The 12,248-nt window shown below is 40.0% G+C and carries 16 protein-coding genes; all 16 read left to right on the top strand.

The features are described from left to right. Positions 1 to 17: 17 nt before the first annotated feature. The 16 genes from codY (at position 18) to fliL (ending at position 12,237) form a co-directional block, all read left to right on the top strand. Positions 18 to 797 (top strand): GTP-sensing pleiotropic transcriptional regulator CodY, encoded by a 780-nt coding sequence (codY, locus tag AMD01_RS12420; protein WP_053401711.1) that lies wholly within the window; start codon positions 18 to 20, stop codon positions 795 to 797. Positions 798 to 1,144: 347 nt separating this feature from the next. Further along, entirely contained in the window at positions 1,145 to 1,540 is a 396-nt protein-coding gene (flgB, locus tag AMD01_RS12415) for a flagellar basal body rod protein FlgB (RefSeq protein ID WP_053401710.1), read from the top strand. A gap of 2 nt (positions 1,541 to 1,542) precedes the next feature. Next, positions 1,543 to 1,998: a flagellar basal body rod protein FlgC gene (flgC, locus tag AMD01_RS12410; protein WP_053401709.1), complete on the top strand. Its 456-nt coding sequence runs from the start codon at positions 1,543 to 1,545 to the stop codon at positions 1,996 to 1,998. 47 nt (positions 1,999 to 2,045) lie between these two features. Further along, positions 2,046 to 2,309, top strand: coding sequence for a flagellar hook-basal body complex protein FliE (fliE, locus tag AMD01_RS12405; RefSeq protein ID WP_053401781.1), 264 nt, complete (start codon positions 2,046 to 2,048; stop codon positions 2,307 to 2,309). A gap of 76 nt (positions 2,310 to 2,385) precedes the next feature. Further along, positions 2,386 to 3,972, top strand: coding sequence for a flagellar basal-body MS-ring/collar protein FliF (fliF, locus tag AMD01_RS12400; protein ID WP_053401708.1), 1,587 nt, complete (start codon positions 2,386 to 2,388; stop codon positions 3,970 to 3,972). 11 nt (positions 3,973 to 3,983) lie between these two features. Beyond that, positions 3,984 to 5,003, top strand: a complete 1,020-nt coding sequence (gene fliG / locus AMD01_RS12395; protein ID WP_053401707.1) for a flagellar motor switch protein FliG — start codon at positions 3,984 to 3,986, stop codon at positions 5,001 to 5,003. Next, entirely contained in the window at positions 4,996 to 5,769 is a 774-nt protein-coding gene (fliH, locus tag AMD01_RS12390; protein WP_053401706.1) for a flagellar assembly protein FliH, read from the top strand. Before fliG ends, fliH begins: the two co-directional genes overlap by 8 nt. After that, positions 5,759 to 7,081, top strand: a complete 1,323-nt coding sequence (gene fliI / locus AMD01_RS12385) for a flagellar protein export ATPase FliI (protein WP_053401705.1) — start codon at positions 5,759 to 5,761, stop codon at positions 7,079 to 7,081. Before fliH ends, fliI begins: the two co-directional genes overlap by 11 nt. A 2-nt stretch (positions 7,082 to 7,083) precedes the next feature. Beyond that, positions 7,084 to 7,527, top strand: coding sequence for a flagellar export protein FliJ (gene fliJ / locus AMD01_RS12380; protein WP_053401704.1), 444 nt, complete (start codon positions 7,084 to 7,086; stop codon positions 7,525 to 7,527). An 8-nt stretch (positions 7,528 to 7,535) separates the two neighbouring features. After that, on the top strand, positions 7,536 to 8,150 hold the full coding sequence (locus AMD01_RS12375; RefSeq protein ID WP_053401703.1) for a MotE family protein: 615 nt from the start codon (positions 7,536 to 7,538) through the stop codon (positions 8,148 to 8,150). 18 nt (positions 8,151 to 8,168) lie between these two features. Further along, positions 8,169 to 9,629 (top strand): flagellar hook-length control protein FliK, encoded by a 1,461-nt coding sequence (locus AMD01_RS12370; protein ID WP_053401702.1) that lies wholly within the window; start codon positions 8,169 to 8,171, stop codon positions 9,627 to 9,629. A 9-nt stretch (positions 9,630 to 9,638) separates the two neighbouring features. Continuing rightward, positions 9,639 to 10,277 (top strand): flagellar hook assembly protein FlgD, encoded by a 639-nt coding sequence (flgD, locus tag AMD01_RS12365; protein ID WP_169775960.1) that lies wholly within the window; start codon positions 9,639 to 9,641, stop codon positions 10,275 to 10,277. 17 nt (positions 10,278 to 10,294) lie between these two features. After that, a complete protein-coding gene (locus tag AMD01_RS12360; protein WP_245638935.1) occupies positions 10,295 to 10,657 on the top strand; it encodes a TIGR02530 family flagellar biosynthesis protein in 363 nt (120 codons plus the stop codon). Between the two features lie 89 nt (positions 10,658 to 10,746). Next, on the top strand, positions 10,747 to 11,541 hold the full coding sequence (gene flgG / locus AMD01_RS12355; protein WP_053401699.1) for a flagellar basal body rod protein FlgG: 795 nt from the start codon (positions 10,747 to 10,749) through the stop codon (positions 11,539 to 11,541). A gap of 53 nt (positions 11,542 to 11,594) precedes the next feature. Next, on the top strand, positions 11,595 to 11,804 hold the full coding sequence (locus tag AMD01_RS12350) for a flagellar FlbD family protein (RefSeq protein WP_053401780.1): 210 nt from the start codon (positions 11,595 to 11,597) through the stop codon (positions 11,802 to 11,804). A 4-nt stretch (positions 11,805 to 11,808) separates the two neighbouring features. Beyond that, positions 11,809 to 12,237: a flagellar basal body-associated protein FliL gene (gene fliL, locus AMD01_RS12345; protein WP_053401698.1), complete on the top strand. Its 429-nt coding sequence runs from the start codon at positions 11,809 to 11,811 to the stop codon at positions 12,235 to 12,237. Positions 12,238 to 12,248 lie beyond the last annotated feature (11 nt).

Here is a 12,248-nt window from a genome sequence, read left to right as displayed (position 1 = left end):
TATCAGGAGGCACAATAATGGATTTATTAACAAAAACAAGAAAGATTAACGCAATGCTGCAAAAGGCAGCTGGTAAACCAGTAAACTTTAAAGAAATGGCTGAAACGTTAGGTGAAGTCATCGAGGCAAACACATTTGTAGTGAGCCGTCGTGGTAAGCTATTAGGAATTGCGATTAAACAACAGATCGAAAACCAACGCATGAAAGATATGTTAGAAGAGCGTCGTTTTCCAGAAGAATACACGAAAAACCTTTTCAACATTAACGAAACATCTTCAAACCTTGACGTAGAAAGCGAGTATACGGCTTTCCCTATCGAAAACAAAGAGCTTTTCAAATCAGGTTTGACGACGATCGTACCAATTATTGGCGGAGGAGAACGCCTAGGTACACTTATTTTAGCTCGTTTGGATGAGAAGTTCCATGACGATGATTTGATTCTTGCTGAGTACGGTGCTACAGTGGTAGGAATGGAAATCTTACGTGAAAAAGCAGAAGAAATTGAAGAAGAAGCTAGAAGCAAAGCAGTTGTTCAAATGGCTATCAGCTCATTATCATATAGTGAACTTGAAGCAATTGAGCACATCTTTGAAGAGCTTAACGGCAATGAAGGCCTTCTTGTGGCAAGTAAAATTGCAGATCGTGTCGGAATTACGCGTTCTGTTATCGTAAATGCTCTTCGTAAGCTTGAAAGTGCTGGTGTTATTGAATCTCGTTCTCTAGGAATGAAAGGGACATACATTAAAGTCCTGAATGACAAATTCCTTGTTGAGCTTGCGAAACTAAAATCAAATTAATCCATAAAAAAAGCGCTACTTGTAGCGCTTTTTTTTATGGATTTTCCTCGTACAATAGTCATACATTCTCGCCTAGGAAGTATACTTTTAGAAGTGGTTTTGTGTGATAATTGTCACGATAACAGATTGCTAACATCAAAGAAATTTGTTACAAATGGTCCTCAGATAAGTCTATAATACGTCAAAATATCTTCATAATTTTGTAAAAAAAATAGGTTTAAAGTAGTGAAGTATGTAAAAAAAAACTAAAAAACATAGACATTTCCATTAACCTTCCCTAAAATGTTAGGTAGCAAGGTAAGTCGAATTTTGTCAAAACAATAATACTTTACAAATGAGGGATTTTCGTGAAGTTATTCTCAACGACATTTGATGCTCTAGAACAAGGGCTAAACTATTCTTCACTAAAGCAAAAAACGATTGCTGATAACATTGCAAACGTTGATACACCGAACTACAAAGCGAAAAACGTATCGTTCAAAGGTGAGCTAGACCGTGCCTTACATGAATCGCTAAAAGCTCATCGTACAAACCCTAGACATTTTGAATTTACTCCTTCATCCTCTTTTTCAAACTCTGCAGTTGTAAGCCAGACAAATGATTATCAACAAAATGGCAACAGTGTTGATATGGATTTGGAAATGTCAGAGCTTGCTAAAAATCAAATTTACTATCAGGCCTTGTCTGATCGATTAAGTGGGAAGTTTAGCTCAATGAAAATGGTTATAGGAGGCGGGAGATAATTATGTCGATGTTTGACAGTTTAAATAGTTCATCCTCTGCTTTGACAGCACAGCGCCTTCGAATGGACGTTATTTCATCAAATATGGCAAATGCTGATACAACAAGAGCAAAGCTTGTGAACGGAAAATGGGAGCCATACAAACGGAAAATGGTGGAGGTTCAATCTGGTAGTGATTCCTTTCATTCCGTGTTTAACAAATTTTTAGGTGGGAAGCACAATAGCATAGGCGATGGAGTAATAGCATCAAAGATCGTAGAAGATCAAACTCCGTTCAAGCTTGTCTATGATCCGACCCATCCAGACGCGGATGCCCAGGGGTATGTCAAAATGCCGAACGTAGATCCGTTAAAAGAAACGGTAGATCTGATGAGCTCTACGCGCTCATACGAAGCAAATGTAACGGTTGTAAATGCTACAAAAGGAATGCTGTTAAAAGCTTTGGAAATCGGTAAATAGGGGGAATTTCATTGATTAATTCTGTTGCAGCACAATCGCCTTTTCAGATGTTACCAGCTCAAACGAATACGCCTATAAAAAATAGCGGCAGTGAAAGCTTTGGCACTCTTTTAAAAGACGCGATTGATTCTGTGAATCAATCACAAGTAGTAGCTGATCAAGCCACACAGAAGCTCGTAAACGGAGAAGATATCGATCTACATGAAGTAATGATTACTTCTCAAAAAGCGAGCATTACGCTACAAACGGCTGTAGAAGTTCGTAACAAAATGATTGAAGCTTACCAAGAAGTTATGCGCATGCAAGTATAATGAATGAATTATGCGATTCGCGTTTAACGGTTATTAAGAGATAAGAAGAGAAAGAAATAATAACCGGAGGAGTAGAATGAACGAACGACTGTTGAAATATAGACAAAAAATCACTGAATACTGGACAAACAAATCAAAAAAACAAAAGAGCTTTTTAATAGGTGGTCTTGTTGCACTCATTCTCGCGATTGCCGCCGTTTATATATTTACAACGAGAGTCAACTATGTTCCGCTTTATAGTAATTTGTCGGCACAAGAAACAGGACAAATTAAATCAGAGCTTGACTCGAGAGGCGTGCCTTCTGAAATTTCACAGGATGGTCAGACGATCTCAGTGCCCGGCGATCAGGTTGATACACTAAAAGTGGAGCTTGCTGCACAAGGTATTCCGAAAAGTGGCACAATTGATTATTCATTCTTTAGCCAAAATGCAAGCTTTGGAATGACGGATAACGAGTTCAACGTGTTAAAAGTCGCTTCTATGCAGACGGAGATAGCGAACTTGATTAAGGGAATTAGCGGCGTGAATGATGCGAAGGTTATGATCACTCTTCCACAAGAAAGTGTATTTGCGAGCGATAAGGGAAGCGAAGCGTCAGCATCTGTCGTGCTAAACACAAAACCAGGATATGAGTTCGACGATAAGCAGATAAAAGCACTTTATCATTTAGTATCTAAAAGTGTACCGAACCTTCCTACCGATAATATCGTCATTACGAATCAATATTTTGAGTATTTCGACTTGAAAAAAGACGAAGACTCATCAAGCTATGGAACGTTTATGGCACAAAATGAAATTAAAAAGCAAATTGAACGTGATTTGCAGCGTCAAGTTCAAACGATGCTAGGGACGATGATGGGGAATGACAAAGTGATCGTTTCTGTTTCAACAGACTTGGATTTCACAAAGGAAAATCGTGATGAACAGCTTGTGGAGCCAGTTGATAAAACAAAAATGCAGGGGCTTGCTGTAAGCGCAGAACGCATTACGGAAACGTATACGGGAAAAGGTGCTAAAAATGGTGGAACAGCTGGTACTGGCCAAAGCGACGTATCAAACTACACGTCCACCACGACAAGCGATGATGGGGACTATGAAAAAACGGAAGAGCGACTGAATTATGATGTAAATCGGATTCATAAAAAAATCGTCGAAAGTCCTTATAAAGTAAAGGATATCGGTATACAGGTAATGGTCGAACCACCTAAGCCAAATAATCCATCTTCATTGTCACAGCAGAGTGTTCAAGATATTCAACAAATCCTAGGAACGATTATTCGAACAAGTATCCAGCAGGACCCAGGCACACCTGCTTTAACAACTGCGCAGGTGGACAGTAAAATTGCCCTTTCCGTGCAAAAATTTAATGGGAAACAGGCCACTGTCGCCTCTACTAGCTCAACGATTCCGCTTTGGATGTATATTGTAGGCGGAGCGCTAGTAGTCATTATCCTATTATTACTATTTTTATTGTTTAGAAGAAGAAAAAATAGAGAAGCAGAATATATTGAAAATGAAGAGGAAATCGTTGAAGAGTTTTCTCCAACTCTTGACCGAGTTCTTTCTACAGAACAGCAACGCCGTAAAAAGCTTGAGCAATTAGCCAAGGATAATCCTGAGGAATTTGCGAAATTGTTGCGAACATGGCTCGCTGAGGATTAGGGGGGAAAGCATTGGCTAAATTAGAGAAAAAAGGAGAGCTGACGGGTAGGCAAAAAGCAGCGATTTTACTTATATCGCTAGGTCCTGACGTCTCAGCCTCTGTTTACAAGCACTTAAGCGAAGAAGAAATTGAGCGATTAACGCTTGAGATCTCAAGCATGCGAAAAGTAGAAACCGATGTAAAAGAAGATATTATAGAAGAATTTGAGCAAATAGCCCTAGCGCAGGACTATATTGCTCAAGGTGGAGTGGGGTACGCCAAAACCATTTTAGAGAAGGCACTAGGAGCCGAGCAAGCATCGATGATCTTAAATCGCCTAACTTCTTCTTTACAAGTAAAACCATTTGATTTTGCTAGAAAAGCAGACCCGATGCAAATCTTGAATTTCATTCAAAATGAGCATCCGCAAACGATTGCTCTCGTCTTGTCTTATTTAGATCCTGCGCAGGCGGGGATGATTTTATCATCGCTTCCTCAAGAGCGTCAAGCAGATATTGCAAGACGTATTGCGACGATGAGTAGTACTGCACCAGAAGTCATTAACGAAATTGAGCAAATTCTGGAACGGAAGCTTTCCACAACTGTTACCCAAGATTACACGCAGACAGGTGGAGTTGAAGCGGTCGTTGAAGTGTTAAGCGGAGTGGATCGTACGACAGAAAAGCTTATTTTAGATACGCTTGAAATTCAAGATCCAGAGCTGGCAGAAGAAATCAAGAAGCGGATGTTTGTATTTGAAGACATTGTCACCCTTGACAACAGAGCTATTCAGCGCGTCATTCGTGACATCGAAAATGAAGACCTGCTGCTGAGCCTAAAGGTGGCAAGCGAAGAGGTCAAATCTGTTATTTTCCGCAATATGTCACAGCGTATGGTTCAAACATTCCAAGAAGAAATGGAGTTTATGGGACCGGTACGCTTGAAAGATGTCGAAGAGGCGCAGTCACGTATTGTGGGTGTTATTAGGCGTTTAGAGGACAGCGGGGAAATTATGGTAGCCCGCGGCGGTGGAGATGATATTATTGTCTAACGTAATTAAGCATAATCAAACAAACGAAAATGCAGCAAAAAGAACCATTGAAATTCGTTCGTTTCGTTCCTATCAAGATGTAACGTTAGAAGAAGATGAGCAGAGCGAGCATTCGTCATCAGGAATTATGCTTCAACAAGCGGCTGAACAAGCAGAAATGCTCCGAACACAAGCAGAGGATTACGTGGCTACAAGCCGTCATGCCATTGAGCAAGAGAAGCAACAATGGCTCGAGGAGCGCAGTCGTTTCGTAGAGCAGGCACGAGAAGAAGGCTTTCAGCTAGGTATAGAAGAGGGGAAGCAGGCGGGATTTGAGCAGTATCAACAACTTATTCAACAGGCGAGGGAGATCGTGGACCAAACAAAGGTAGAATATAATCGATATTTGGAATCCTCTGAAGAAGTGATTTTGAATTTAGGCTTTGCACTGGCAGAAAAGATTTTGGCACAGCAGCTTGAATTAAATCCTGATATCTTTTCATCTGTTGTAAAAAAAGCGATTAAAGAGGTTCGTGACCATAAGAATATCCAAGTCTATTTATCACCAGAGTACTATCCACTTTTGCTAGAGCGAAAAGATGAATTAACGGTGCTTTTAGCGGGTGAAGCGAGTCTATTCTTATACCCTAGCGATGATCTTCAGGCAGAGGCTTGCTACATTGAATCTTCTTTCGGGAAAATTGATATTAGTATTGATGTGCAATTGAAGGAGTTAAAGCAGCAGCTGATGGAACTTTTAAAGGATGTTGAAGGAAATGAAGGTTGAACAATTAATCAGTGAAATTCCCTATTTGTCTTCGTTCAAGCGTTACGGAAAAGTCACTAGAGTAGTCGGGCTTATGATTGAATCACGAGGACCAGCCGCATCCATTGGGGATTTGTGCTATATCTATGTCGGTGCAAGAGAGAATAAACAACAGCGTATATCAGCGGAAGTAGTCGGATTTAAGGAAGAATTTGTGTTGCTTATGCCTTACACGTCTGTTCGCGATATTGCTCCCGGCTGTATCGTAGAGGCGACTTCTAAACCTCTTCAGGTAAAAGTAGGACCGGATTTAATTGGCCATGTTTTGGATTCTCTCGGTAATTCGTTAGATGGAAAAGAACTTCCAGTTGGAATGACGCCAGTGTTGACTGATCAGAACCCTCCAAATCCTCTCGAGAGACCACCTATTGATGAACCATTAGAAGTAGGGGTGCGTACAATAGATAGTCTACTAACTGTTGGTAGAGGACAACGGATTGGTATTTTTGCAGGAAGTGGCGTTGGAAAAAGTACGCTTATGGGAATGATCGCACGTAATACGACTGCGGACTTAAATGTCATTGCGCTTATAGGAGAACGCGGACGAGAAGTGCGTGAGTTTATTGAAAGAGATCTAGGGCCTGAAGGATTAAAACGATCTATTGTTATTGTGGCGACTTCTGATCAGCCGGCTCTTTTACGTATTAAAGGCGCCTACACCGCGACAGCAATTGCCGAATATTTTCGCGATCGCGGCCTAAACGTCATGTTCATGATGGATTCTGTTACGAGGGTAGCAATGGCACAACGGGAAGTAGGATTGGCCATCGGAGAGCCTCCTACCACAAAAGGATACACACCTTCTGTCTTTTCTATTCTGCCACGCCTTCTTGAACGTACGGGAACAAATAAGCACGGCTCTATTACTGCCTTTTATACGGTTCTAGTAGATGGGGATGATTTTAATGAACCAATTGCTGATACGGTGAGGGGAATTATCGATGGCCACATTGTGTTGGATAGAGCACTTGCTAATAAAGGACAGTATCCCGCTATTAATGTATTAAAAAGCATTAGTCGGGTGATGAATCAAATCGTTACAACACCTCATAGACAAGGCGCTGATCGTTTGCGAGACTTGCTCGCAACGTATATTAATTCAGAAGATCTTATTAATATAGGAGCGTACAAAAAGGGATCTTCAAGAGAAATTGATGAAGCCATAGATTACTATCCGGCCATTCTGTCTTTTTTAAAACAAGGTACGGATGAACGTATTTCCATTCAGACGAGCGTTGAGCAACTGACTAATATAGCTGGAAAGGGTGAGTAAATATGGTGTATCAGTTTAAGTTTTCTAAAATTATGTCGATTAAAGAAAATGAAAAAGAGCGAATTTTAAACGAATACAATGAAGCAGTAGAACGATTTGAAACGGTCGGACAGCGACTTTACGATGCATTGAAACACAAAGAGCAACAAATAGAGGAATACAATCGCAAAATGATGAACGGCATGTCCATCACCGAACTGAAACAAGTGCAGGCTTTTCTAGATCGAACCGAGCGATTAATCGAAGGGCTCCAAAAAGAAGTTATTTCAGCCCGCCAGTACATGCAAACAAAGCAGTTTTTGCTACAAGAGAAAAATATTGAAATGAAGAAATATGAAAAAATGAAGGCAAACGATTTTCATATTTATCAAGAAATTCAAAAGTCAACAGAAGCAAAGCAAATGGATGAAATATCACTGCAGCAATATATGTTGAAAGAAAAATAGGTGACGAGATGAGCAAGAAAAAATCACAGGTTGTAGAAGAGGAAAACACCAAAACGAGTAAAGTTCAGCTCTTTTTCTTTGTCTTTTTGATCCCTACTATTTTTACGTTAGTTATTATGTATATTATCTTGATCGTTGCGGGTGTGGACGTGAATAAAAAAATTGGAGAAATTGCTCAAAATACTCCGATTTTAAATAAAGTGGTCGATAATAAAGGTGAATCTGCAGCACAGCTTCCGGAAGCAGAGAAACAAAAAGAGTTTGATCGCTTGAAAAAAACGTTAGACAAGCAAAATAAAAAAATGACGGAAGTGCAGCAGGCAAGCGATCAAAAAGATACAACCATCGGGCAACTGAAGGCTCAGATTGAAAAATTGCAGCAAGAGAAAGAAGATGCGGCAAAAGCGGGTCAAAAATCTTCAGCTGATGATCAAAAGCTTTTAAGTACATTTCAAGATATTACACCTAAAAAAGCTGCCCTTATTTTTGCGCAGCTGAATCAGCAGCAGGCGCTGACCCTAATGAAAAAGTTAGACAGCACTCAGCTTGCTTCCATTTTAGAAAAAATGGATCCGGCTGTTGCCGCCAAGTATGTTAATTTATTAGCTTCTTCAACTTCATAATAAGGAGGAGGTGAGTGTATGGAGATTAATGGAACAATGTCCATTTTGACAAATGGACAAATGGGAAGTTCAAACGACACGTCAAAAGCACCTTCTAATCTATTTCAAGGGCTGTTGTTGAATGCCACTTCTTCCGAACAAGATGGAAAAACGGACGCACTGGCCAAAGCAATAAAAGGATTCGTGATTCACTCAGGTCAAGCAGTAGAAGTCCCTTCTCAGGTGTTTAGTGATACCGTCACAGAGGGATTGAATATGGATTCTTTAACGGAAAAGCAACAAGTTGCAAATAGCGGAAAAGATCAGCAAGAGCTCGCTCAGTTTTTAGAGGCATTGAAAAACGAACCCGTGGAAGATGAATCTGTATCACCAACTGATAGTGCAGCCTTATTACAAATGATTAGCGTGCTTTTTTCACAGCCAGAAAGTACAAAAGAAGTATGGTCAAAGGTGGAGCAAAAGCTGAGTTCATTAAATGATAAAGAAGTTATTAAAAACGTATTGAACGTTTTACGAACATTTACAGAATCCAAAGACCCTAAGAAAATGTTAAATATTTTACAGGGAGAAGTTAAGGACTGGGTGAGTGGAAACGGAGATACGCTTTCAACAGATCAAAAGCGAGAAACAATGGCTCTCTATTCCGTTATGAAAATGATTGAAACGCCACAAGAAGCTCAGCAATTGTTAGAGAGAATAACAGCGCAACCGTTTAAACAATCTCCAACCACCGACACTACGGAACAAAGTCAAGGGACACTAAAACAGCTTTACCCGAAAAATTCAGGTTTTAAAACATGGCAAGAACAAGTCTCAAGCGCTATAAAAGTGCTAGAAGAAAAGATTATGCCAAGCAGCCCGGTTAATTCGAGTCAAGTACTACAAAATAAGCTTTTATCTAAGTCGTTTCGTATGCCAACAATTGTGACGAACATGTCAGCCAGTGAGACAAAAAATGATGTAAGCGAAACGCCTATTCTGCAAGGGGACATGAGTAAAGTGCAACAGCTCGTTCTTCACGTTGGAGCAAACGCCACTAAAAGTGAGGGAACAGTTGCGGAGTTCGTAAAAGATTTTGAAGCGATTTTATCTAAAGGTGCGTTAACAACGAATGGACAGTCTTCACGATTATTAATTAAATTGAACCCTGAACATCTTGGTAATTTACAGATTGAGCTGGTGAAGCATAATGATCAGCTAGTTGCACGCATTCTGACATCAACATCTGAAGCAAAAGAGTTAATTGAATCTCAGCTTCAGGCACTAAAGCAAACGTTTCAACATCAGCACCTAGCAGTCGATAAACTAGAAGTACAGCAACAATTCCAGCCTTTTACTTCAGACCAGACATTTAAAGAGGGGCAGAATCCTTCACAGGAAGGCAAGCATCAGCAAAGTGAACCTCAGCAAGAAGAGGAATCGCTTCTAGAAGAGTTCGAAGCGACTTTTCAGGAGGCTCTTTTAAATACGAAAGTGTAGGTGATAAACGTGGCAAATACGATTGATCCAACATCTTATCTATCAAATTACCAAAAACAAACTCCTACGACGGGGAATAGTGCGCTAGGAAAAGATGATTTCTTAAAAATTCTCATTACCCAGCTTCGAAATCAAGACCCAACAAGTCCGATGGAGGATAAAGATTTTATTGCTCAGATGGCGACTTTTTCAACGCTCGAACAGATTACCAACATGAGTAAATCATTTGATAAATTTGCCGAGCAGCAGGATCAAATCGCACTCATTCAATATCAGCAGTTTATTGGCTCAGAAATTGCTTATGAAAAAGTGACGAAAAACGATGATGGAACGACGAATTCGACAAAAGGAACGGGCGTCATCGAGGGTATTCAATATACGAGTAGCGGCGTTGTTTTTCAGCTCATGAACGGAGAGCAAATTAATGGTAATGACATTACACAAATTAATGAAAAAGCCGACGAATCGTATATGATGCAAGCGAGTCAGCTTATTGGGAAAACCGTTACGTGGAAAGACAGCGCTGATGAAGAGCATACCGCTGTCGTAGGGTCTGTATCGTTTCAAGGTGGAAAGGCCTCTTTTCACATAAACGACGGTGCTGATACGACGTTTACGGCCGCTCAAATTATAAAAATTAGTGGATAAGGATGGGTGATGTGGAAGTGGAAAAGCCTTTCATTAGACCGTTTCACACACCGCCTGCATATCTGACAGCTCAGACAAAAAAAGTAGCCACTTCTTTTAAAGAAGAGCTAGAGTCAGTGGTTCAACCAGTAAAAATTAGCAAGCACGCCGATCAGCGCATTCAAGCGCGCAATATTCAAATTCAGCCTGAAGAGTGGCAGCTTCTTGAAAAAAAGATGGCAGAAGCGAAAAAAATGGGCATTACCGATTCATTGGTTTTAATGAAGAACGCAGCGCTCATTGTTAGCACGAAAAATCATGCCGTTATAACGGCGCTGGAACGTAAAGAGGCGTCTTCTCAAATATTTACTAATATTAATGGAACAATTGTCATCGACTAATCGCTGGACCTTGTAGAGGAAAGCACGGACTGCGGACTGACAGAAGCAGTTTACTAAAACATCTATTTTATAAAAGGGGAAATGAAAGAATGTTACGTTCAATGTACTCGGGAATTAGCGGTATGAAAAACTTTCAAACAAAATTAGACGTAATCGGAAACAACATCGCCAACGTAAATACGTACGGATTTAAAAAGGGAAGAACGACGTTTAAAGACTTAGTAAGTCAACAAATCTCTGGTTCTAGTGCTCCGACAGCTACACTTGGGGGAACAAATGCCAAGCAGATCGGTTTAGGTTCACAAATTAGTACAATTGATACGGTGAATACACAAGGAAGTCTGCAAACAACAGGGAGAACGTTAGATTTAGGGATTTCTGGAGATGGATTTTTTACTTTACTAGACGGCAATGGACAAAGATATTATACGCGTTCAGGAAACTTTTATCTCGATAAAGGTGGAGACGTTGTAAATAGCGATGGTCTCCATATTCTCGATACAAATGGAAATAAAATTAATATTGATCCCAATTCCCAAAGTTTTAGTATTGGTGCAGACGGGAGTGTAACAACAGTTCCAGCGAGCACTGCAGCCGTCTCAATTGGTTTGACAAAATTCCCTAATAGTGAAGGCTTAGAAAAAGCTGGTCAAAATTTATATCGTGCTTCTAATAACTCAGGTACCCCTACTACCACTAATCCAGTTAAACCAGGAACAGGCGGAACAGGTTCACTTGTAGCAGGAGCGCTCGAAATGTCGAACGTCGACCTATCTGAGGAATTTACCGATATGATCGTTGCTCAGCGTGGTTTCCAAGCAAATACGCGTATTATTACGACATCTGATCAAATTTTAGAAGAGCTTGTAAACTTAAAACGATAGAGTAAGGAGGGAGGGTACTAAGTAGCGGACAGTTGCTTAGTACCCGCATATTGATGATCCAAGTGACAAGATTAAATGGGAAATTATTTTCATTAAATGCCTTATACATAGAACAAGTAGAGGAGTTCCCAGACACGACCATCACTCTATCAAACGGAGATAAGTTTATTGTAAAAGAAAGTTTGGAAGAAGTCGTAAAACGAATCACCAATTTTTATCGGGAGATTAATATAGTAGCAACACGGAAAGACATGGAGGGATAAGCAGTTGTTCAAAAATAAATTAGTTAATATTATGATCATTATTTTATTGTCTTTAACATTAGTAGGAACGGCAGCCGTGATCATTATTATGAAAATGTCAGGAGATGAGGGTCCAAAAGATCCAAACATTGACGAAATTGTCGATGCATCTGTTGATGTTACTGATATTACAACCAATCTATTAGATGACAGCTTTATTCGCATTTCATTCAAGATTCAAACGGATAGTAGCGATGCGAAAGATGAGCTAGCGAAGCGTGATTTTCAAGTGCGTGATATTATCATTAAAGAATTATCAAATATGAAGTCTGCTCAGTTTCAAGGAAGCCGTGGCGTTGTCCAATTAGAAGATCGTATTAAAGCAAAAGTGAATGAATTAATGCAGGATGGACGCGTGGTAAAAGTTTATACAACCTCCAAAATGTTGCAATAAAATAATGAGAA

Origin of the sequence: Priestia koreensis (assembly GCF_001274935.1) — a bacterium.
In the GTDB taxonomy this organism is placed as follows: Bacteria; Bacillota; Bacilli; order Bacillales; family Bacillaceae_H; genus Bacillus_AG; species Bacillus_AG koreensis.
This window is presented reverse-complemented; position numbering and strand designations above follow the sequence as displayed.